Source organism: Streptomyces sp. URMC 127 (genome assembly GCF_051386535.1).
Taxonomy (GTDB): domain Bacteria; phylum Actinomycetota; class Actinomycetes; order Streptomycetales; family Streptomycetaceae; genus Streptomyces.
Genome location: NZ_JBPQTW010000005.1, coordinates 71,071 through 92,050, shown reverse-complemented (window position 1 = coordinate 92,050; position 20,980 = coordinate 71,071). Strand labels below are relative to the sequence as shown.

The 20,980-nt window shown below is 73.8% G+C and carries 15 protein-coding genes and 1 pseudogene; 7 read left to right on the top strand and 9 right to left on the bottom strand.

The genetic code is table 11. The features are described 5' to 3' along the window. Window positions 1-117 precede the first annotated feature (117 nt). Window positions 118-1,323 (top strand): amino acid deaminase/aldolase, encoded by a 1,206-nt coding sequence (locus ACSNOH_RS02955; RefSeq protein WP_436719585.1) that lies wholly within the window; start codon window positions 118-120, stop codon window positions 1,321-1,323. A gap of 38 nt (window positions 1,324-1,361) precedes the next feature. Here ACSNOH_RS02955 and ACSNOH_RS02950 read toward each other — a convergent pair whose 3' ends face one another. From ACSNOH_RS02950 to ACSNOH_RS02935, 4 genes are all read right to left on the bottom strand, one after another. Further along, window positions 1,362-2,630: a haloacid dehalogenase-like hydrolase gene (locus ACSNOH_RS02950; protein WP_436719563.1), complete on the bottom strand. Its 1,269-nt coding sequence runs from the start codon at window positions 2,628-2,630 to the stop codon at window positions 1,362-1,364. A gap of 128 nt (window positions 2,631-2,758) precedes the next feature. Continuing rightward, window positions 2,759-3,544, bottom strand: a complete 786-nt coding sequence (locus ACSNOH_RS02945; RefSeq protein ID WP_436719562.1) for a 3-oxoacyl-ACP reductase — start codon at window positions 3,542-3,544, stop codon at window positions 2,759-2,761. A gap of 69 nt (window positions 3,545-3,613) precedes the next feature. Beyond that, complete coding sequence (locus tag ACSNOH_RS02940; protein WP_436719561.1) at window positions 3,614-4,990, bottom strand: aldehyde dehydrogenase family protein; 1,377 nt, start codon at window positions 4,988-4,990, stop codon at window positions 3,614-3,616. A 108-nt stretch (window positions 4,991-5,098) separates the two neighbouring features. After that, complete coding sequence (locus ACSNOH_RS02935) at window positions 5,099-6,466, bottom strand: glutamine synthetase family protein (protein WP_436719560.1); 1,368 nt, start codon at window positions 6,464-6,466, stop codon at window positions 5,099-5,101. Window positions 6,467-6,537: 71 nt separating this feature from the next. Here ACSNOH_RS02935 and ACSNOH_RS02930 point away from each other — a divergent pair, with 71 nt between their 5' ends. The 3 genes from ACSNOH_RS02930 to ACSNOH_RS02920 all read left to right on the top strand — a co-directional run bounded on the left by ACSNOH_RS02930 (window position 6,538) and on the right by ACSNOH_RS02920 (window position 9,678). Further along, entirely contained in the window at window positions 6,538-7,269 is a 732-nt protein-coding gene (locus ACSNOH_RS02930; RefSeq protein WP_436719559.1) for a FadR/GntR family transcriptional regulator, read from the top strand. A 143-nt stretch (window positions 7,270-7,412) separates the two neighbouring features. Further along, window positions 7,413-8,888, top strand: coding sequence for an ethanolamine permease (gene eat / locus ACSNOH_RS02925; RefSeq protein WP_436719558.1), 1,476 nt, complete (start codon window positions 7,413-7,415; stop codon window positions 8,886-8,888). A 79-nt stretch (window positions 8,889-8,967) separates the two neighbouring features. Next, window positions 8,968-9,678 carry a gamma-glutamyl-gamma-aminobutyrate hydrolase family protein gene (locus ACSNOH_RS02920; protein WP_436719557.1) on the top strand — a complete coding sequence of 237 codons (711 nt, stop codon included), beginning with the start codon at window positions 8,968-8,970 and terminating at the stop codon, window positions 9,676-9,678. A gap of 466 nt (window positions 9,679-10,144) precedes the next feature. Here ACSNOH_RS02920 and ACSNOH_RS02915 read toward each other — a convergent pair whose 3' ends face one another. Then, on the bottom strand, window positions 10,145-11,056 hold the full coding sequence (locus ACSNOH_RS02915; RefSeq protein WP_436719556.1) for a LysR family transcriptional regulator: 912 nt from the start codon (window positions 11,054-11,056) through the stop codon (window positions 10,145-10,147). Between the two features lie 71 nt (window positions 11,057-11,127). Here ACSNOH_RS02915 and ACSNOH_RS02910 point away from each other — a divergent pair, with 71 nt between their 5' ends. After that, on the top strand, window positions 11,128-12,252 hold the full coding sequence (locus tag ACSNOH_RS02910) for a TDT family transporter (RefSeq protein ID WP_436719555.1): 1,125 nt from the start codon (window positions 11,128-11,130) through the stop codon (window positions 12,250-12,252). Here the strand turns inward: ACSNOH_RS02910 and ACSNOH_RS02905 are convergent. From ACSNOH_RS02905 to ACSNOH_RS02895, 3 genes and pseudogenes are all read right to left on the bottom strand, one after another. Beyond that, on the bottom strand, window positions 12,179-12,931 hold the full coding sequence (locus tag ACSNOH_RS02905; protein ID WP_436719554.1) for a helical backbone metal receptor: 753 nt from the start codon (window positions 12,929-12,931) through the stop codon (window positions 12,179-12,181). The two genes, ACSNOH_RS02910 and ACSNOH_RS02905, sit on opposite strands and share 74 nt — an antisense overlap. A gap of 31 nt (window positions 12,932-12,962) precedes the next feature. Continuing rightward, window positions 12,963-14,759: pseudogene (locus tag ACSNOH_RS02900) on the bottom strand (ABC transporter permease/substrate binding protein); the annotation flags it as partial. After that, window positions 14,752-15,924 (bottom strand): quaternary amine ABC transporter ATP-binding protein, encoded by a 1,173-nt coding sequence (locus ACSNOH_RS02895; RefSeq protein WP_436719553.1) that lies wholly within the window; start codon window positions 15,922-15,924, stop codon window positions 14,752-14,754. The pseudogene ACSNOH_RS02900 and the gene ACSNOH_RS02895, both read right to left, overlap by 8 nt. A 249-nt stretch (window positions 15,925-16,173) precedes the next feature. On the opposite strand from ACSNOH_RS02895, the gene ACSNOH_RS02890 reads away from it, so the two are divergent. Together ACSNOH_RS02890 and ACSNOH_RS02885 are read left to right on the top strand one after the other, a co-directional pair. Beyond that, entirely contained in the window at window positions 16,174-17,079 is a 906-nt protein-coding gene (locus ACSNOH_RS02890) for a 5'-3' exonuclease (RefSeq protein ID WP_436719584.1), read from the top strand. 80 nt (window positions 17,080-17,159) lie between these two features. Further along, entirely contained in the window at window positions 17,160-18,008 is an 849-nt protein-coding gene (locus ACSNOH_RS02885) for a siderophore-interacting protein (RefSeq protein ID WP_436719552.1), read from the top strand. Between the two features lie 99 nt (window positions 18,009-18,107). Here ACSNOH_RS02885 and ACSNOH_RS02880 read toward each other — a convergent pair whose 3' ends face one another. Beyond that, window positions 18,108-20,936, bottom strand: a complete 2,829-nt coding sequence (locus ACSNOH_RS02880) for a DEAD/DEAH box helicase (RefSeq protein WP_436719551.1) — start codon at window positions 20,934-20,936, stop codon at window positions 18,108-18,110. Between the last annotated feature and the right edge of the window lie 44 nt (window positions 20,937-20,980).

Here is a 20,980-nt window from a genome sequence, read left to right as displayed (position 1 = left end):
CGCCACTTTACGGGGCGGGCGGCAGACGCGGCCATCTCGCCCCTGCAGGGCCCCTGTCCACCACCGGGCCGCTCTGGCAAGCTGCGCCCCATGCGTCTTCCCGCCGCACGTCCTGCCATGCATCCCGCCGTGCACGCGAGCGCCGAGCGGAGCCGTCTGGACCGGGCGACCGCGTCCTTGGACGCGCCGCTGGCCGTGGTCGACCTGCAGGCCTTCGACGCCAACGCCGCCGACCTGGTGCGCCGGGCCCAGGGCAAGCCGGTGCGGGTGGCGAGCAAGTCGGTGCGCTGCCGGGCGCTGTTGGAGCGGGTGCTCGCCCGGGACGGCTTCGCGGGCGTGATGAGCTTCTCGCTGGCCGAGTCCCTGTGGCTGGCGCGCTCGGGCGTGCAGGACGTGCTGCTGGCGTATCCGACGGCCGACCGGGCGGGCCTGGCGGAGCTGACGGCGGATCCGAAGCTGGCCCGGGCCGTCACGGTGACGGTGGACGACCCCGCGCAGCTGGCGCTGATCGACGCGGCCCGGACGGGGCGTGAGGAGGTGCGGGTGTGCCTGGAGTTGGACACGTCGCTGCGGCTGCTGGGCGGCAGGGTGCGGATCGGGGCGCTGCGCTCGCCGCTGCGCGACCCGGGGCGGCTGGCGGACCTGGCGCGGTCGGTCGCGCGCAGGCCGGGTTTCCGGCTGGTGGGCCTGCTGGCCTACGAGGCCCATGTGGCGGGTGTGGGTGACGCGGTGGAGGGCCGGCCGCTGTACTCGCGGTCGGTCCGGCTGATGCAGGCCGCGGCGCGCCGGGAGCTGGCGGTGCGCCGGGCGGAGGCCGTACGGGCTGTGCGAGCGGTGGCGGAGCTCGAATTCGTGAACGGCGGCGGCACGGGGAGCGTGCAGCACACGGCCGCGGAGGAGGCGGTGACGGAGGTCGCCGCGGGGTCGGGGCTGTTCGTGCCCCGGCTGTTCGACCACTACCGGTCGTTCCGCGGCCGCCCGGCGGCGCTGTTCGCGCTGCCGGTGGTGCGGCGGCCGGGGGTGGGCGTGGTGACCGTCCTGGGCGGCGGGTACCCCGCGTCGGGCGCGGCCGGAGCCGACCGGCTTCCGCAGCCGTACCTCCCGGCGGGCCTGCGGCTGGACGCGCGGGAGGGGACGGGCGAGGTGCAGACGCCGCTGCTCGGCGCCCCCGCGGACGACCTCCTCGTCGGGGACAAGGTGTGGTTCCGGCACGCGAAGGCGGGCGAGCTGTGCGAGCGGTTCTCCGCCCTGCGGCTGGTCGACGGCGACCGCATCGTGGATACGGCCGCCACCTACCGGGGTGAGGGTCAAACGTTTCTGTGACGCGTCAGCGCGTCAGCGCGTCAGGAGAGAACGCCGCGTCAGAACGCCTTGTCCACCTGGTCCGGGATGACCGAGCCGTCCGCGCGGCGGACCGGGATCTTCGAGCCGTCCTCCGCGGTGGCGCCGGTCGTCGCGCACGGGTACGTGCCGGACTTGCGCGGCATCGGGTCGATGAACATCGGGTTGGCCACCCAGCGGCCGTCCGCGTCGTCGTAGGCGCGGCACATCAGCTCGGACTTGTTCCGGTTGATGGCCACGTGCGCGCCGGTGGCGTCGTTCACGAACGTCACGTCGGTGTCGGCGTCGCCCGCGCCGAGGGCGATGCGGTGCTTGAAGTCCTGCTGCTGCCAGGCCTTGGCGCCCTTGATCTTGAAGATCTCCTGGTTGATCATGCAGCGCTTGCCGTCCATGTACGGCAGGGCGTCGCCGCGGCCGGTCTCGACGCCGCCGCAGCCCTTGATGGCCGTGGTGAGGCGGCCGTGCTTGGTGATGCTGCGGATGCCGATGGTGTGCTCGCGGTCGAGGCCGACGCCGCCCGACCAGGCCTCGGCGATCGGCTCGGAGGAGGCGGAGACGATGTAGACGTCGAAGCCGGCCGCCTTGAGCGTGCGGATGAGGTCCTTCTGCTGGTCGTAGTAGCGGACGTAGCCGGCGAGGGTGTGCGTGCCGACCGTCTGCTTGGCGCCTACGGGCGCGGCCAGCTGCTCGGCGCGCGCCTGCTTGGCGAAGGAGGTCAGGGCGGCGGGCGTGTGACCGGCGAACAGCTGGGGGATCCAGGCGTACGCGGGCACGGTGCGGCGGTGGTTCCAGTCGCCGGCGAAGGCGTCCTCGCCCGCCATGGTCTTCGACTTCTCGCGGATCTCGAAGATCTCGTCGGCGCAGGCGGTGTTCTTCGAGGTGGGCAGCGGCCGGCCGGGGCGCACGGCGGTGCCGCAGGCCTTGGTCAGGGCCTTGTCGGCGGCCGGGGTGAGCCAGGCGCTGGTGTCCTTCCAGCTGCGCGGCTGCAGGATCTTGTCGTGCTTGAGGGCCCAGGCGAGCGTGGCGTCGGTGATGTCGTTCTTGACGACGGTGTTGTCCCAGTCGAAGGCGGCGACGGGGCGGGGGCCGCTCTTGCCGGAGCAGGTGCCGCGCTCGTCGATCATCTTCTGGAGCCGGGCGCGGTTGTCACCGGCCCAGGGGAGCTTCTTGTCGAGCTGGGGGCAGGCGCGGCGGGGCACGTCGTGGGCGGGGGCCGCGGTCGCGGGGACCGCGCCGGCGAGGGCCGCGGCGGCAGCGAGGCCGGCGACGATGGCGGACTTGGTGCGCATGTGCTCTCTTTGCGGTGGTGCGTGCGGTGGCAGGTGGTCCCCGGCGCCGGCCCGGCACCGGGGGATCCACGGCCGGCCCGGCCGCGGTGTCTGCTCCCGCGGCCGGACCGGCCGTTTGATCATGGACCCTACAGCGGGGTCACGTACGCGCCCGCGATGCCGCCGTCGACGAGGAACTCGGCGGCGTTGACGAAGGACGAGTCGTCGCTGGCGAGGAAGGCGACCGCGGCGGCGATCTCCTCGGGCTCGGCGAACCGGCCGGCGGGCACGTGCACCAGGCGGCGGGCGGCCCGCTCGGGGTCCTTGGCGAAGAGCTCCTTGAGCAGCGGCGTGTTCACCGGCCCCGGGCACAGCGCGTTGACACGGATGCCCTCGCGGGCGAACTGCACGCCGAGCTCGCGGGACATCGCCAGCACCCCGCCCTTGGAGGCGGTGTAGCTGATCTGCGAGGTCGCGGCGCCCATGACGGCGACGAAGGAGGCGGTGTTGATGATGGAGCCCTTGCCCTGGCGCTGCATGTAGGGCAGGGCGGCCTTGCAGCAGAGGTAGACGGAGGTCAGGTTGACCTCCTGGACGCGCTTCCAGGCCTCCAGGCCGGTGGTCAGGATCGAGTCGTCGTCCGGGGGCGAGATCCCGGCGTTGTTGAAGGCCACGTCCACCGAGCCGTAGGTGTCATAGGCGGTCTTGAAGAGCGCCTCGACCTCCTCGGGGCTGGTGACGTCGACCTTGACGAAGAGCCCGCCGGTCTCGTCGGCAGCGGCCTTTCCCGCCTGCTCGTCGATGTCGGCGCAGACGACGCGGGCGCCCTCGGAGGCGAGCCGGCGGGCGGTGGCCAGGCCGATGCCGCTGCCGGCTCCGGTCACGACGGCGGTCCGGCCGGTGAGGCGGCGGCAGACGGGGGTTTCTTCGGTCAAGGCAGTGGCCTTTCTGTGAGTGCGGTGCGTACGAGGGCGGGGCGGCCCGAGGCCGGGCGGGGCCGACGGCTAGCCCTCGGCGGGCCCGGGGTCGACGGCGACGAAGACGTTCTTGGTCTCCGTGAACGCGGCCAGCGCGTCCGGCCCCAGCTCGCGGCCGAGCCCGGACCCCTTGAAGCCGCCGAACGGGGTCGCGTAGCGGACGCTGCTGTGGGAGTTGACGGAGAGGTTGCCGGCGGCGACGGCCCGGGAGACGCGCAGGGCCCGGGAGACGTCGCGGGTCCAGATCGAGCCGGAGAGGCCGTAGTCGGTGGCGTTGGCGATCCGCACCGCTTCGGCCTCGTCCTCGAAGGGGATGACGACGGCGACCGGGCCGAAGATCTCCTCGACGGCGGCGCGGTCCTCCGGGCGGCCCTCCAGGACGGTCGCCGGATACCAGAAGCCCTTGCCCGCGGGGGCCTCGCCGCGGATGGCGGCGGGGGCGGATTCAGGGACGTAGGACCGTACGCGCTCGCGCTGCGCGGCCGAGATCAGCGGGCCCATCTGCGTGGCCGGATCCGCCGGGTCCCCGACGGCGAAGGACCGCACGGCCGGCTCCAGGAGCTCCATGAAGCGGTCGTACACCGGGCGCTGGACGAGGATGCGGCTGCGGGCGCAGCAGTCCTGGCCGGTGTTGTCGAGGAAGGAGCCGGGGGCGGTCGCGGCGGCCAGCTCGACGTCGGCGTCGGCGAAGACGATGTTGGGGCTCTTGCCGCCGAGTTCGAGGGTCACGCGCTTCACGCCGGCCGCGCACTTGGCCATGATCTGCTTGCCGACGGCGGTGGAGCCGGTGAAGACGACCTTGGCGACGCCGGGGTGCTCCACGAGCGCGTTGCCGGCGACGGGACCGGCCCCGGGCAGGACCTGGAAGAGGCCCTCGGGCAGCCCCGCCTCCAGGGCGAGCTCGGCCAGCCGCAGGGCGGTCAGCGGGGTGGTCTCGGCCGGCTTGAGGAGGACGGCGTTGCCCGCGGCGAGGGCGGGGGCGAGGCCCCAGGCCGCGATGGGCATCGGGAAGTTCCACGGGGCGATGACGGCGACGACGCCGAGGGGCTCGTGGAAGGTGACGTCCAGGCCGCCGGCGACGGGGATCTGGGCGCCGGTGAGCCGCTCCGCTCCCCCGGCCGCGTACTCCAGCAGGTCGCGGGCGTTGCCGGCCTCCCAGCGGGCGTTGCCGACCGGGTGGCCGGCCTCGCGGACCTCCAGTTGTGCGAGCTCCTCCAGGTGCGTGTCGACTGCGTCGGCGAAGCGGCGGAGGTGGCGGGCGCGGGCGGCGGGGGCGAGCCGGGACCAGCTGCGCTGGGCTTCGGCGGCGCGGCGGACGGCCGCGTCAACGTCTTGCGGCGTTGCCGCGGGGACGGTGGCGACGAGTTCCTCGGTCGCCGGGTTGAGTACGTGTAGCTCGTGCAAGTCCTCTCCTGTGGCTCGCTGCGCCGCGTTTCGTGTCCGGCTGCACGCCGGTGGTCGCGTTGTGCCCACCCGTTCCGCCCTGCGGAACGACTGCCCACAACGTGGTCGCTACATCCGCTCGAAGGAGCGGAACCGTTCCCAGTCCGTGACGGCCGTGTCGTAGGCCTCCTGCTCGACGCGCGCCATGTGCAGGTAGTGCTCGACGACTTCGTCGCCGAAGGCCTCGCGCGCTATCGGGCTCGCCTCCCACAGCGCGGCGGCCTCGCGCAGCGTGGCGGGGACGTGCGCGGCGTCGCCCGCGTAGGCGTTGCCGGTGCAGGCCTCGGGCAGCTCCAGCTCGTGCTCGACGCCGTACAGGCCGGCGGCGACCATGCCCGCGACGGCGAGGTAGGGGTTGACGTCCCCGCCCGGCAGGCGGTTCTCGAAGCGGTGGGAGCGGCCGTGGCCGACGACGCGCAGGGCGCAGGTGCGGTTGTCGGGGCCCCAGGCGACGGCAGTGGGGGCGAAGGAGCCGGGCCGGAACCGCTTGTAGGAGTTGATGTTGGGCGCGTAGAGGAGGGTGAAGTCGCGCAGGGCGGCGAGCTGTCCGGCGAGGAAGTGCCGCATCGTCTTCGACATGCCGTACGGGCCCTCGTCGTCGGCGAGGACGGGCTGCCCGGCCTCGTCGCGCAGCGAGAGGTGGATGTGGCAGGAGTTGCCCTCGCGCTCGTCGTACTTGGCCATGAAGGTGAGCGCCATGCCCTCCTGGGCGGCGATCTCCTTGGCGCCGGTCTTGTAGACGGCGTGCTGGTCGCAGGTGGTGAGGGCCTCGTCGTAGCGGAAGGCGATCTCGTGCTGGCCGAGGTTGCACTCGCCCTTGGCGGACTCGACGGTCATCCCGGCGGCGCCCATCTCGTTGCGGATGCGGCGCAGGAGGGGTTCGACGCGGCCGGTGCCGAGGACGGAGTAGTCGCAGTTGTACTGGTTGGCCGGGGTCATGCCGCGGTAGCCGCGGTTCCAGGCCTCCTCGTAGGTGTCCTTGAAGACGATGAACTCCAGCTCGGTGCCCGCGTACGCGCTCCAGCCGCGCTCGGCCAGCCGGTCGAGCTGGCGGCGCAGGATCTGCCGGGGCGAGGCGAGGACGGGCGAGCCGTCGTGCCAGGCGAGGTCGGCGGTGAGGAGGGCCGTGCCGGGGTTCCAGGGGGTGCGGCGCAGGGTGGAGAGGTCGCCGCGCATGGCGAAGTCCCCGTAGCCGCGCTCCCAGGACGACATGGCGTAGCCGTCGACGGTGTTGAGGTCGACGTCCACGGCGAGGAGGTAGTTGCAGCCCTCGGTGCCGTGGTCGAGGACGTCGTCGAGGAAGAACCGGGCGGCGAACCGCTTGCCCTGGAGTCGTCCCTGCATGTCGGTGAAGGCGAGGACGACGGTGTCGATCTCCCCGGTGTCGACCAGCCTGCGCAGCTCCTCGACGGCGAGCGGGGGCGTGCGGTCTGCCACGGTGATGCCTCCTGTCGGTGCGACCGGAGGTCTTAAGGTAGGGCTGCAGACCATTAAAGGGAAGGGGTCAGATGAACGATCATGCGGCGGACCGGGCGGACCGGCTCGCCCCGGTGCTGCGGCCGGTCCGCGCGGGCAACGGCTTCGAGGAGGCGCTGGAGCAGATCCTGCGGATCATGCGGCTGGGCCTGGTGGCGGAGGGGGAACGGCTGCCCGCCGAGCGGGAGTTGGCCGACCGGCTGCACGTGAGCCGGGTGACGCTGCGCGAGGTGCTGAAGGTCCTTCAGGAGCAGGGGCTGGTCGAGAGCCGGCGCGGCCGCTACGGGGGGACGTTCGTGCTGGCGCGGCCGGCGACGGCGGGCGAGGACGAGCTGCGGCGCCGGGTCGCCGGCGTCGACGTCGAGGACACGCTGCGCTTCCGCGAGGTGCTGGAGGTGGGCGCGGCCGGGCTGTCCGCGGCGCACGGGCTGCCCGAGGGCGGGGCCGGGCGGCTGCGCGCCGCGCTGGCCGCCACGCACGACGCGCCGCTGGCCGGATACCGCCGCGCGGACACGCTGTTCCACCTGACACTGGCCGAGCTGTCGGGATCCCCCTCGCTCGCCGAGCAGTACGCCGCGGTCCGGGCGACCGTCAACGACCTGCTGGACTGCATCCCGCTGCTGGTCCGGAACCTGGAGCACTCGCAGCAGCAGCACACGGCACTGGTGGAGGCGGTCCTCGACGGCGACGCGGAGGGGGCGCGCGAGGTGATGCGCGAGCACTGCTGCGGAACGGCGGCGCTGCTGCGGGGCTTCCTGTCGTGAGCCGCGAGGCGCACCTGCCGCCCCGGTAACCCCCGGGACTCCCTCTCGTAACCGGTCTTTTACGCAAGGGGCTTGCCGGAGCGGCCGCGCCGGGGCAAAGGTATGGCGCAAAACCTTTACCTCCCCGAGGCAGGAGCGGCAGCATGCCCGAACGCACGGAGACCCCCACGGCACCGCCACGCTCCCCCGGCCGGGCGGCGGGCAGCCCGGACTACCTGGAGAAGCGGACCCTGCGCCGCGGCAGCGCCGGCCCCCTGCTCCTCACCGGCCTCGGCGTCGCCTACGTCGTCTCCGGCGACTTCTCCGGCTGGAACTTCGGCCTCGCGCACGGCGGTTTCGGCGGGCTCGCCGTCGCCGCCGCCCTCATGGGCCTGATGTACACCTGCATGGTCTTCGCCCTCGCCGAGCTCGCCGCGATCCTGCCGACGGCGGGCGGGGGTTACGGCTTCGCCCGGCGCGCGCTCGGCCCGTGGGGCGGGTTCCTCACCGGCACGGCCATCCTCATCGAGTACGTCCTCGCGCCCGCGGCGATCTCCCTCTTCATCGGCGACTACGTCGAGTCGCTCGGGCTGTTCGGGCTCACCTCCTCCTGGCCTGTCCACCTCGCCTGCTTCGTGATCTTCATCGGCATCCACCTGTGGGGCGTGGGCGAGGCCCTGCGGTTCAGCTTCGTCGTCACCGGGGTCGCCGTCGCCGCGCTGCTGATCTTCGCGGCGGGGGCGCTGACCGACTTCGACGCGGCGCGACTGCACGACATCCCCGCCGACGCGGGGGCCTTCGGCTCCTCCTCCTGGCTGCCGTTCGGACTGCTCGGGATCTGGGCGTCCTTCCCCTTCGGCATGTGGTTCTTCCTCGGCGTCGAGGGCGTGCCGCTCGCCGCCGAGGAGACCAAGGACCCCGTGCGGTCCCTGCCCCGGGCCATGGCCGCCGCCATGGGCATCCTGCTGGTCCTCGCCCTCCTCACCTTCCTCGCCTCGACGGGCGCGGGCGGCGCGGACGCCCTCAAGGACGCCGGGAACCCGCTCGTGGCCGCCGTGCAGCCGGACGGGCGCCCCACCGTGCTCGGCCGCATCGTCAACTACGCGGGGCTCGCGGGCCTGGTGGCCTCCTTCTTCTCCCTCATCTACGCCGGATCGCGCCAGCTCTTCGCCCTCTCCCGGGCCGGGTACCTCCCCCGCTTCCTCTCCCTCACCAGCCGCCGCAAGGCGCCCTGGCTCGGCCTGGTCGTGCCCGGCGCGACCGGCTTCGCGCTGGCCGCCGCCAGCGGAGACGGCGCGCGGATGCTGAACGTGGCCGTGTTCGGCGCCACCATCTCGTACGCGCTGATGTCGCTCTCCCACATCGTGCTGCGCCGCCGCGAGCCGGGGCTGGCCCGGCCGTACCGCACGCCCGGCGGCGTCGCCACCTCGGCGCTGGCGTTCCTGCTGGCCTGCGCGGCGCTCGTGGCGACCTTCCTCGTGGACGTCACCGCCGCGCTCGTCGCCCTCGGCGTCTACGCCGTCGCCGCCGTGTACTTCGCCTGCTGGAGCCGGCACCGGCTCGTCGCCGGGGCGCCCGAGGAGGAGTTCGCGGCGCTCGCGGCCGCGGAGGCGGAACTGAACCGCGACGCCCGCTCGTGATCCCCGTCGTAGCGTACGGAGGTACGTACTGCGCGACGCACGTAACGCACGTAACGTACGTACGGAAAGGACCCGCTCCATGCCCCGCCAGCCGCTGATCGGCGTCACCACCTACCTCACCCGGGCCCGCTGGGGCGTCGCGTGGGACCTGCCGGCCGCGCTCCTGCCCGCCTCCTACGCCCAGCACGTGCAGCGGGCCGGCGGCCTGGCCGTGCAGCTGCCGCCGGACGACCCGGCCGCCGCCGGCGACATAGTGCGGCGCCTGGACGGCCTCGTCCTCGCCGGCGGCGAGGACCTCGACCCCGGCCTCTACGGCGAGCGTCCGCACCCGCGCGCGGGCGCGCCGGTGCCCGAGCGCGACGCGTGGGAGCTGGCGCTGCTGGACGCGGCGCTGGAGCGGGGGGTTCCGGTGCTCGGGATCTGCCGGGGGATGCAGCTCATGAACGTGCACGCGGGCGGCGCGCTGTGCCAGCACCTGCCGGACGAGGTGGGTCACGAGGACCACAACCCCGTCGTGGGGGCCTTCACCGACCACCTGGTCAAGCCCGTGCCGGACACCCGGCTGGGCCGCCTCCTGCCCGAGCCCTGCGACGTCGCCACGCACCACCACCAGTCCGTCTCCCGCTTGGGCGACGGCCTCGTCGCGACCGCGTACGCGGAGGACGGCACGATCGAGGCGCTGGAGCGGCCGGGTGACGGGGTGTTCGCGGTGGGCGTCCAGTGGCACCCGGAAGCGCGGGACGACTTGCGCCTGACGCGCGCCCTGGTAGAGGCGTCAGCGGCCGCCTGAGCGCGGGGGGCCGCCGCCCGGCCCTCCCACGTACGCACCTCGGACCCGCTCGGCACCGCCGGACACCTTGACGGTGGTTGCTCGCCGTCGCGGCGGAGGAAGATGGCCGGCCCCGGCGCCACACGGGCCACGGGCGCCCGCACCCGTGAAACCGCCGCGACGGCGCTCAGCCACCACGGCGGGCACCGGCGGTGCCGTACACACCTCAGGCCGGCTCGGCACCGCCGGACACCTTGACCGTGGTTGCTCGCCGCCGCGGCGGAGGGAAGACGGCCGGCCCCGGCGCCACACGGGCCCCCGCCCCCGGGCCACGGGGCCCGCACCCGTGAAACCGCCGCGGCGGCGCTCAGCCACCACGGCGGGCACCGGCGGCGCCGTACACACCTCAGGTGCGCTCGGCACCGCCGGACAGCTTGACGGTGGTCGCTCGCCGTCGCGGCGGAAGGAGGGGGCAGCGACGGGGCCGTTACGAAGACCGGGTCAGGGACAGCAGTTCGCGGGCCGGGCCCGTGGGGCGGTGGCCGGCGGGCCAGACGGCGCGCAGGGCGCGGTGCAGGTCCAGGTCCTCGACGGGGATCTCCGCCAGCCGCCCCGCCGCCAGCTCCTCCCCGATCGCCAGCTCGCTGAGCACGGACGGCCCCGCGCCGCCCACCACCGCGGCCTTCACCGCCGTCGTGGAGGCGAGTTCGAGCAGGGGCTCGGCGAGCCCCCCGTGCGCGGCGAGGGCCGCGTCCAGGACCTGCCGGGTGCCCGAGCCCCGCTCGCGGAGGATGAGCGGGGTCGCGGCCAGCTCCCCCGCGCCGAGGGGCGCGCGGCGCCGGGCCCACGGGTGGGCCGGGGCCGTGACGACGACCAGCCGGTCGCCGCCGACGACCGCGCCGGAGAGCCCGGCGGGCAGCGCGAGCCCCTCCACGAACCCCAGGTCGGCCTCGCCGGCCCGCAGCCGCTCGGCGACGGCGGCCGAGTTCCCGGCGAGCAGGGACACCGCGGTCCCGGGCAGCCGCGCGCGCAGGGCGACCAGCCAGCCGGGCAGCAGGTACTCCGCGATGGTCATGCTCGCCGCCACCCGCAGGCGCGAGTCCCGCCGCCCGCGCAGCGCCTCCGCGCCGGCGTCGAAGGCCTCGGCGGCCTCGACGATGCGCCGGGCCCAGTCGGTGACGAGGACGCCCGCGTCGGTGAGCGTCGAGCCGCGCGGCGAGCGCTCGACCAGGGCGACGCCCAGCATGCGCTCCATGCTGCGGATCCGCCCGCTCGCGGCGGGCTGGGTGATGCCGGTCTCGCGCGCGGCCCGCCCCAGGCTGCCCAGCCGGGCCACGGCCAGCAGCAGCTCCAGCGCGGCGAGGTCGGGTACGCGGTCCGCCAGCCGCCCATCAGTCATAACTCCAGCTTATGTCCTCATAGAGACAAGGGTGCTGGTGGGCGGTCCGGGCGCCCGCCGATCCTTGAGGCATGAGCACCTCCCGCACCGCCTCTCCCCTCCGCCATCTCGGCCCGAACTGGTACGCCGCCGTCATGGGCACCGCGATCGTCGCGAGCGCCGGCAAGGCGCTGCCCGTGCGGCCACCGGGCCTGGTCGGCGCGTGCGAGGCGGTGTGGGTGCTGTCGGCGGTGGCGCTGGCCGTGCTGCTCGGGGCGCGGGCCGTGCACTGGGCCCGCCACGCGGACCAGGCCAGGCGGCACCTGGGTGACCCGGCCGTGGCGCCGTTCTACGGCTGTGCCGCGATGGCCCTCCTGGCGGTGGGCGGCGCCACCCTTTCCGTCGGCTCCGGGCTGATCGGCACGGGCGCCGCGACGGCCACCGACGCCGTCCTGTGGCCGGCCGGCACCCTGACCGGCCTGGTGGCCGCGGCCGGCGTCCCGTACCTGATGGTGACCCGGCACCGGATAGAGCCCGGCCAGGCCTCCCCGGTCTGGCTGCTGCCCGTCGTGGCGCCCATGGTCTCCGCGGCCCTGGGCCCGGCCCTCGTGCCGCACCTCCCCGCCGGGCAGTGGCGGGCGGCCATGGTGCTGGCCTGCTACGCGCTGTTCGGGATGAGCCTGCTGGCGACCCTGCTGATCCTGCCCGCGGTCTTCGCGCGGCTGGTCCACCACGGCCCGCTGCCGCTCGCGCTGACCCCGGCCCTCTTCCTCGTGCTCGGCCCGCTGGGCCAGTCGACCACCGCGGTCGGCAACCTCGCCGACGCCGCGCAGGGCGCGCTGCCCGCCGCGTACGCGCACGCCGCGGTGCCGTTCGCCGTGCTGTACGGCGTCCCGGTGACGGGATTCGCGCTGCTGTGGCTCGCGCTGGCCGCGGCCATGGTGGTGCGGGCGTTCCGGCGGGGCATGGGCTTCGCGATGACCTGGTGGGCGTTCACCTTCCCCGTCGGCACCTGCGTCACCGGCGCCGCCGCCCTCGCCCGCCACACGGGCCTGCAGGCCCTGGCCTGGCTGTCCTGCGGTCTGTACGCACTGCTGGTGGCGGCCTGGGCGGTCGCGGCGGCCCGCACCGCGCACGGCCTGGTCAGCGGCCGGCTGCTCGCAGCGCCGCGCCCAGTACCGCAGCAGCTTCCGTCAGTGAGGGTCCGTACCACGTGAGGTGACGCCCGCTGACGAGCGCGCACGGCAGCCCGGGGAAGGACTCCGGGCCGTCGTCGCGCGTGAAGCGGTACGGCTCGTCGGGCAGCACGGCCAGCTCCGCGCCGCAGGAGTTGAGCTCGTCGAGCGGGATGCGCGGGTAGCGCTCGGGGTGGCCGGCGTGCACGTTGGCGACGCCGAGCCGGGCGAGGAGGTCGCCGGCGAAGGTGTCCCGGCCGAGGACCATCCAGGGCCGCCGCCACACCGGCACCACGGCCGGTACGGCGGGCCCCGCGGCCCGTACGTCCCGCCAGGCGTCCTCCGCGTCGGCCAGCCACGCGGGCCGGGCCAGCCCGCAGCCGCGCACCAGGACCCGTTCCAGCTCCGTGAACGCCTGGGGCAGCGTGCGGACTTCGGTGACCAGCACGTCCAGCCCGGCGGCGCGCAGCGCGCCGAGGTCGGGGGCGCGGTTCTCCTCCTCGTTGGCGAGGACGAGGTCGGGCGCGAGGGCGGCGATCCGCGCCGTGTCGGGGTTCTTCGTCCCGCCGATCCGTACGACGCCGAGCTCCGCGGGGTGGTCGCACCAGTCGGTGGCGCCGACGAGCAGGCCGGGCTCCGTCGCGGCGACGGCCTCGGTCAGGGACGGGACGAGGGAGACGACGCGGCGTACGGCGGGGCGGCCGCTCCTGTGCTGGACCACCGCCCCACCGTACGCCCGTTCGTCAGTGGCGGACAGGTGCGAGCTTGTCCACCAGGCCCGGGTGGGCGTCCAGCCAGCTGCGGGCGGACTCCTTCTCCTTGCCCTTGCCGCCGTCCTGGATCCGGGCCTCCAGGGAGGCGAGGTCCTTCTCGGACATCTTGAAGTCCTTCAGCCAGGCGGTGACTTCGGGGAAGTCCTTGCCGAAGTCCTTCTTGCCGACGGCGTGGATCTCCTCGCCCTTGCCCCAGGCGCCCTTGGGGTCCTTGAGCTTCTTCAGCCGGTGCTTGCCGTAGGCCCAGTGCGGCGACCACAGGGTGGTGACGATGGGCTCCTTCTTCTTGATGGCCCGGTCGAGGTCGGCGAGCATCGAGGAGGTGGACGAGGAGACGACCTTGTACTCGCCGTCCAGCCCGTACTCCCCCAGCACCTTGTCGTTGAGCGTGGCCATCATGCCCGCGCTGGACTCGATGCCGGTGATCTTCCCGCCGAACAGGGAGCCCTTGCCCTTGAGGTCCTCCAGCGAGTCCACGCCCTGGACGTAGTCGGGCACGGACAGCTCCAGCGACGTGGGCCCGTACCAGGCGCCCAGGTCGGTGAGCTTGTCGCCGTAGCGGTCCATGTACTGCTTGTGGGTCGTGGGCAGCCAGGAGTCGAACTGGACGTCCATCTGGCCCTGGGCCAGGGCGGTGTAGAGCGGGCCCGGGTCGAGCTGCTTGACGTCCGGCTTGTAGCCGCGGTCCTCCAGGATGTTCTGCCACAGGTACGTGGTGGCGACGGCCTCGTCCCAGGGGAAGTAGCCGAGCTTGATGCCCCGGCCCCCGCCGACGTTCGCGCCGGCCGCCACGCTCTGCCGGTCGTCGCCGCTGCGGGCGAGGTTCATGCCGCCGGCGACCAGCGCGAGGACGACGACGCCGACGGTGGCGACGGCCGTGCCGGGCCGGTAGCGCAGGACGGCGAGCCCGCGGGCGGCGGCCGCGGCCTTGGCGGCGGCGCGCCGGCCGAGCGGGGAGACCCGCTGGTTGAGGGCGCCGGTCATCCGGTCCAGGTAGATGGCGAGGACGACGACGGCCAGGCCGCTCTCGACGCCGCCGCCGATGTCGACCTTGGTGACGGCCGCGTACACGGCCTCGCCGAGGCCGCCCGCGCCCGCCATGCCCGCGATGACGACCATGGACAGGGCCAGCATGATCACCTGGTTGACGCCCGCCATGATCGTGGGCAGGGCGAGCGGCAGCTGCACCCGCGTGAGGGTGTCGCGCGGCGTGGTGCCGAAGGCCGTCGCGGCCTCGACGAGCTCGCCGTCGACCTGCCGGATGCCCAGCTCGGTCATGCGGACGCCGGGCGGCATCGAGAACACCACGGTCGCGATCAGGCCGGGGATCGGCCCGATCGAGAAGAACATGACGCCCGGGATGAGGTAGACGAACGCCGGCATCGTCTGCATGACGTCCAGCGCGGGGCGCAGCGCCCCGCTGACCTTGCTGCTGCGCGCCGCCCAGATGCCGAGCGGCACGGCGACGAGCAGGGTGATCAGGCTCGCGACGAGGACGAGCGAGAGGGTCGACATCGCGGCTTCCCACAGGCCGAAGGAGTCGACCAGGGCGAAGCCGGCGAAGGTGAGCACGGCGGGCAGGAGGCCGCGCAGCCACCAGGCGACGACGGCCAGGATGCCGGCCATGAGCAGCGGCTCGGGGCCGCCGAGGACGGCGTTCACGCCGTCGTACATGCCGGTCAGGACGGTGTTGACGGCGTCGAAGAGCCAGCTCAGGTGGGTCTGCAGCCAGCTGACGGCGCTCTCCGCCCAGCTTCCGAGGTGGATCCTAGGCACGGGCGCTCACCTCCGCCTCGCCGGCGCGGGCAGGCGTGGCGGCCTCCGCGTCCTCAGCGGGCCGCACGGGCTGTACGGCTTCGGCCTTCGCCGCGTCCGCCGCTTTCGCCTCGTCTGCCGCGTCTTCGGGGGTCCGCGGGGCGGGCACCGCCTCCGGCTCCTCGCCGAGCGCGGCGAGCAGCAGGTCGCGGGTGACGACACCGGCCGGCTCGCCCCGCTCGTCGGTGACGGTGACGGGCTCCGCGCTGCGGGCGAGCGGGGTGAACAGCTCGGCGACCGGCGTCGCGGCGGGGACGGTGGCGGCACCGTCCCCGGCCCCGGCCGCCGTGTTCATGATCGAACCGGCGGTCAGCACCCGGCTGCGGTCGACGTCCTGGATGAACGAGGCCACGTAGTCGTTGGCCGGGCGCACGAGGATGTCCTCCGCGGTGCCGTTCTGCACGATCCGGCCGTCGCGCATGACGGCGATCCGGTCGCCGAGGCGCATGGCCTCGTTGAGGTCGTGGGTGATGAAGACGATGGTCTTCTTCAGCCGCGTCTGCAGGTCCAGCAGCTGGTCCTGCATGTCGCGGCGGATCAGCGGGTCGAGGGCGCTGAAGGACTCGTCCATCAGCAGCAGGTCCGCGTCGGTGGCCAGCGCGCGGGCGAGGCCGACGCGCTGCTGCATGCCGCCCGAGAGCTCGTCGGGCCAGGAGGTCTCCCACCCCTTCAGGCCCGCGAGCTCCAGCGCCTCGGCGGCGCGCTCCTGGCGCTCCGCGCGCGGCACGCCCTGCACCTCCAGGCCGTAGGCCGCGTTCTCCAGCACGCTGCGGTGCGGGAAGAGCGCGAAGTGCTGGAAGACCATGCTGATCTTCCGGGAGCGCACCTCCCGCAGCTCGCGCGGGGCCAGTGCGGTCAGGTCCTGGCCGTCGAAGAGGACGCGTCCGGCGGTCGGCTCCAGCAGGCCGTTGAGCATGCGCAGGAGGGTGGACTTGCCGGATCCGGACAGACCCATCACCACGAAGATCTGGCCGGCCTCCACCTCGAACGAGGCGTCGATGACCGCTGCGGTGGTGCCGTCGGCACGCAGCTCGTCGCGGTCGGCGCCGCCTTCGAGCCGTTGGACGGCGGCTTCGGGTCGTCTGCCGAACACCTTGTACAGATGCTCGGCCTGGAGCCTGGACACATACACCTCTCGGGTCGAACTCGCGACGGCCCTGCCTCCCCCGGGTGGCAGGGCCGTGGAGCGGTGCGGCATCGGTCCGCGCACCCCGCTTCCCGGCACACGTGCCGAGGACCGGGTCCGCTCCGGTGCCGCGCCTGCCCCCGATCAATCCGGGCAAACGGAACAGTGATCCGGTTCACATCGGCGGGGTGGGGCTGCCGGGGGCGTGACAGTGGTCTGCGGCATGATCGGAGCGTGACCCGACGCCTGATGCTCCTCGACACCGCTTCCCTGTACTTCCGCGCCTATTTCGGCGTGCCGGACTCCGTGCGCGCCCCCGACGGCACCCCGGTGAACGCCGTGCGCGGCCTGCTCGACTTCATCGCCCGCCTCGTCCAGGACCACCACCCCGACGACCTGGTGGCCTGCATGGACTTCGACTGGCGGCCGCACTGGCGGGTCGAGCTCATCCCCTCGTACAAGGCGCACCGCGTGGTGGAGGAGACGGAGGCCGGGCCGGACGAGGAGGAGGTGCCGGACACCCTCTCCCCGCAGGTCCCGGTCATCGAGGCGGTGCTCGACGCGATCGGCATCGCCCGCGTGGGCGCCGTGGGCTACGAGGCGGACGACGTGATCGGCACCCTCGCGGGCCGCGCCGCGGGCCCGGTCGACATCGTCACCGGCGACCGCGACCTGTACCAGCTGGTGGACGACCGGCGCGGGGTGCGCGTGCTGTACCCGGTCAAGGGCGTCGGCACGCTGCAGGCGGTCGACGAGGCGCTGCTGCGCGAGAAGTACGGAGTGGACGGCGCCGGGTACGCGGACCTGGCGCTGCTGCGCGGCGACCCCAGCGACGGCCTGCCGGGCGTGCCGGGCATCGGCGAGAAGACCGCCGCGAAGCTGCTGGCCTCCTTCGGTGACCTGGCGGGCATCCTCGCGGCCGTGGACGACCCGGCGGCGAAGCTGACCCCGGCGCAGCGCAAGCGGCTGGCGGAGGCCAAGCCGTATCTGGCGGTGGCGCCGAAGGTCGTACGGGTCGCGTCCGACGTTCCGCTGCCGTCGTTCGACGCGGCGCTGCCGGCGGAGCCGCGGGACCCGGAGGTGCTGGAGGCGCTGGCGGAGCGGTGGGGGCTGGGCGGGTCGCTGCAGCGGCTGCTGGGCGCGCTCGGCGGCTGAGTCGCTGGGCCGGGTCCGCCTAACTTTGTTAAGTTAGGCGGACCTAACTTTTCAGGATCAGGGGATCAGGGGAGACAGCCATGGCAGACCGTCCCGTCCGGAAGCAGCCCAAGCTCAACCGCGCCCGCGTGCTCCGCACCGAGCGGCTGACGCCGCACATGGTGCGCGTGGTCCTCGGCGGCGAGGGGCTCGCGGACTTCGGGGCCGGTGAGCACACCGACCACTATGTGAAGCTGCTCTTCCCCGTACCCGGCGTGACCTACCCCGAGTCGTTCGACATGGAGGTCATCCGCCGCGAGCTGCCCCACGAGCACTGGCCGAAGACCCGTACGTACACGGTGCGCTCCTTCGACCGCGAGGCGCGCGAGCTCGCCATCGACTTCGTCGTCCACGGCGACGAGGGCCTCGCCGGCCCGTGGGCGGCCTCCGTGCAGCCCGGCGCCGAGGTGCTCTTCCGCGGGCCCGGCGGCGCCTACTCCCCCGACCCGGCCGCCGACTGGCACCTGCTGGCGGGCGACGAGAGCGCGCTGCCGGCGATCGCCGCGTCCCTGGAGCGGATCCCGGCGGGTGCGCGCGTCCACGCCTTCGTCGAGATCGCGGGCCCGGAGGAGGAGCAGAAGCTGGAGCTGGCCGAGGGCGTCGAGGTCACGTGGCTGCACCGCGGCGCCGCGCCCGTCGGCGAGGCCCTGGTCGCCGCCGTCCGCGCGCTCGACTTCCCCGCCGGTGACGTCCAGGCCTTCGTGCACGGCGAGGCGGGCTTCGTGAAGGAGCTGCGGCGCTACCTGCGCGTGGAGCGGGAGGTGCCGCGCGAGCGGCTGTCCGTGTCCGGCTACTGGCGGCGCGGCCACGACGAGGACGGCTGGCAGGCGTCGAAGCGGGACTGGAACCGCCAGGTGGAGGCCGAGCAGGAGGGCGCGGCGGCGGCGTAGCGTCCGCGCGGGCCGGTCCGGCACCGCCGGACACCCCGGTGGGGGGCCGCCGCGGCGAGCAACCCCCACCGGACGTGACCGGCGGTGCCTAGCCGGACCTCAGCCCACCGACGAGTACGCCACAACACCCCGCAGCAAGCCGTCCACCGCACGCCGCGCATTGCGCGCCACCGTGCTGCCCTCCTGCGGCGCCGCCGCAGCGATCTGACCGAGCACGTCGATCAGCTGCTTGCACCACCGTACGAAGTCGCCCGCCGGCATCTCGATCTCCCGCAGCACCTCGTCCAGGCCGTGCCCGGACGCCCAGCGGTACGCGGCCCAGGCGAAGCCCAGGTCCGGCTCGCGCTGGCCGACGCCCTCCGTCTGGTTGATCTTGTGCTGCTCCTCCAGGGCGTCCAGCCGGCCCCAGATGCGGACCATCTCGCCGAGGGCCTCCTTCGCGGGGCCCGTGGGCAGCTTCGGCGGCGCGGCGTCGTCGGCCGTGCGCGCCTCGAAGACCAGCGCGGAGGCGCACGCCGCCAGCTCGGCCGGCTTCAGGCCCTCCCACACGCCGTCGCGCAGGCACTCCGAGGCCAGCAGGTCGAGCTCGCCGTAGAGCCGGGCGAGCCGCTTGCCGTGCTCGGTGACCTCGTTGCGGTGGAGGTAGTCCAGGTCGGTCAGGAGCGCGCAGATCCGGTCGAAGGTGCGGGCGATGGTGTTCGTCCGGCCCTCGATGCGCCGCTCCAGCTGCCGGGTGTCGCGCAGCAGCCGGTGGTAGCGCTCGGCCCAGCGGGCGTGGTCCTCGCGATCGGCGCAGCCGTGGCAGGGGTGCGCGCGGATGGCCGCGCGCAGCCGGCTGATCTCGGTGTCGTCCGTGGCGGCGGAGCGGGACTTGCGGTGCCGGTCGGGCACGATGTGCCCGGCCTTGGTGCGCAGCGCGGAGGCCAGGTCGCGGCGGGACTGCGGGGAGCGCGGGTTGAAGGACTTGGGGATCCGCATCCGCTCCAGGGGCTCCACCGGCACCGGGAAGTCGATCGGGGCCAGCCGCTTGACCTGCCGCTCCGCGGTGAGCACCAGCGGGCGGGGGCCGTCGTAGTGGTCGAAGCCGCGGTGCCGGTCGGCGCGGGCGGGCGGCAGCCCGGGGTCGAGGACGAGGGCCAGGCCCGCGTACTTCCCGGTGGGGACGTGGATGACGTCACCGGGCTTGAGCCGCTCCAGGGCCGTGGCCGCCGCGGCGCGGCGCTGCACCGCGCCCTGCTTGGCGAGCTCGTTCTCGCGGTCCTTCAGCTCGCGGCGGAGCCGGGCGTACTCCTCGAAGTCGCCCAGGTGGCAGGTGATGGCCTCGCGGTAGCCCGCCAGGCCCTCCTCGTTCTTCTGCACCTGCCGGGAGATGCCGACGACCGACTTGTCCGCCTGGAACTGGGCGAACGACGTCTCCAGCAGCTCGCGGGAGCGGTGCCGCCCGAACTGCGAGACGAGGTTGACCGCCATGTTGTACGAGGGCTTGAAGCTGGAGCGCAAGGGGTAGGTGCGGGTGCCGGCGAGGCCGGCGAGCGCGGCCGGGTCCATGCCGCGCTGCCACAGCACGACCGCGTGGCCCTCGACGTCGATGCCGCGGCGGCCGGCGCGGCCCGTGAGCTGGGTGTACTCGCCGGGCGTGATGTCGGCGTGGGTCTCGCCGTTCCACTTGACGAGCTTCTCCAGGACCACCGAGCGGGCGGGCATGTTGATGCCGAGCGCCAGGGTCTCGGTCGCGAAGACCGCCTTGACCAGGCCCTTGACGAAGAGCTCCTCGACGACCTCCTTGAATGTCGGCAGCATGCCGGCGTGGTGGGCGGCGATGCCGCGCTCCAGGCCCTCCAGCCACTCGAAGTAGCCGAGGACGTGCAGGTCCTCGTCGGGGATGGGGGCGCAGCGCTCCTCGACGATCTCCCGGACCTTGGCGCGGGCCGCGTCGTCGTTGAGCCGGAGGCCGGCGTAGAGGCACTGCTGGACGGCGGCCTCGCAGCCGGCGCGGCTGAAGATGAAGGTGATGGCGGGCAGCAGGCCCTCGGCGTCCAGGCGCTCGATGACCTCGGGGCGGCCGGGCGTCCAGATCCGGCTGCGCTGGCGGCGCTCGCGCTCGCGGTCGGCCTCGCGCACCATCTTGCCGCGGCGGCGCTCGCGCGGGTTGTACGTGCGGCTGTTCTCCATGCGGGCCATGCGCAGGAGGTCGGGGTTGACCTCGCGGCGCGCGGCGCCGCGGCCGCCGTGGTCGGTCTCCTCCTCGAAGAGGTCGTAGATCCGCCGGCCGGCCAGCACGTGCTGCCAGAGCGGGACGGGCCGCTCCTCGGAGACGATCACCTCGGTGTCCCCGCGGACGGTGTCCAGCCAGTCGCCGAACTCCTCGGCGTTGGAGACGGTGGCGGAGAGGGAGACGAGGGTCACCGAGTCCGGGAGGTGGATGATGACCTCCTCCCAGACGGCGCCGCGGAAGCGGTCGGAGAGGTAGTGCACCTCGTCCATGACCACGTAGCCCAGGCCGGAGAGCGCCTGCGAGCCCGCGTAGAGCATGTTGCGCAGGACCTCGGTGGTCATCACGAGCACCGGGGCGTCGGCGTTGACGCTGTTGTCGCCGGTCAGCAGGCCGACCTTGGCGGCGCCGTAGCGGCGGACGAGATCGCTGTACTTCTGGTTCGACAGGGCCTTGATCGGTGTCGTGTAGAAGCACTTGCGGCCCTGGGTGAGGGCCAGGTGGACGGCGAACTCGCCCACGATGGTCTTGCCCGAACCGGTCGGCGCGGCGACCAGGACGCCCTTTCCGGCTTCCAGGGCCTTGCAGGCCTCTATCTGGAAGGGGTCCAGCTCGAAGTCGTACATCTCGCGGAACGGTGCGAGCGCGGTGGCCTGCTCGGCGGCGCGGACCCGCGAAAGGGCGTAGCGCTCAGCAGGGGACATGTCGTCGGTCATCTTGTGTACGAGCCTACCGGTGAGCTGTGACAGTCACCTGATCT

Bases quoted from the DNA above. Each gene is read 5' to 3' on its own strand.
- ACSNOH_RS02920 (WP_436719557.1), top strand. From the start codon at position 8,968: ATGCCCCGCCAGCCGCTGATCGGCGTCACCACCTACCTCACCCGGGCC.
- ACSNOH_RS02910 (WP_436719555.1), top strand. From the start codon at position 11,128: ATGAGCACCTCCCGCACCGCCTCTCCCCTCCGCCATCTCGGCCCGAAC.
- ACSNOH_RS02880 (WP_436719551.1), bottom strand. From the start codon at position 20,936: ATGACCGACGACATGTCCCCTGCTGAGCGCTACGCCCTTTCGCGGGTC.
- ACSNOH_RS02915 (WP_436719556.1), bottom strand. From the start codon at position 11,056: ATGACTGATGGGCGGCTGGCGGACCGCGTACCCGACCTCGCCGCGCTG.
- ACSNOH_RS02930 (WP_436719559.1), top strand. From the start codon at position 6,538: ATGAACGATCATGCGGCGGACCGGGCGGACCGGCTCGCCCCGGTGCTG.
- ACSNOH_RS02950 (WP_436719563.1), bottom strand. From the start codon at position 2,630: ATGCGCACCAAGTCCGCCATCGTCGCCGGCCTCGCTGCCGCCGCGGCC.
- eat (WP_436719558.1), top strand. From the start codon at position 7,413: ATGCCCGAACGCACGGAGACCCCCACGGCACCGCCACGCTCCCCCGGC.
- ACSNOH_RS02955 (WP_436719585.1), top strand. From the start codon at position 118: ATGCATCCCGCCGTGCACGCGAGCGCCGAGCGGAGCCGTCTGGACCGG.
- ACSNOH_RS02890 (WP_436719584.1), top strand. From the start codon at position 16,174: ATGCTCCTCGACACCGCTTCCCTGTACTTCCGCGCCTATTTCGGCGTG.
- ACSNOH_RS02885 (WP_436719552.1), top strand. From the start codon at position 17,160: ATGGCAGACCGTCCCGTCCGGAAGCAGCCCAAGCTCAACCGCGCCCGC.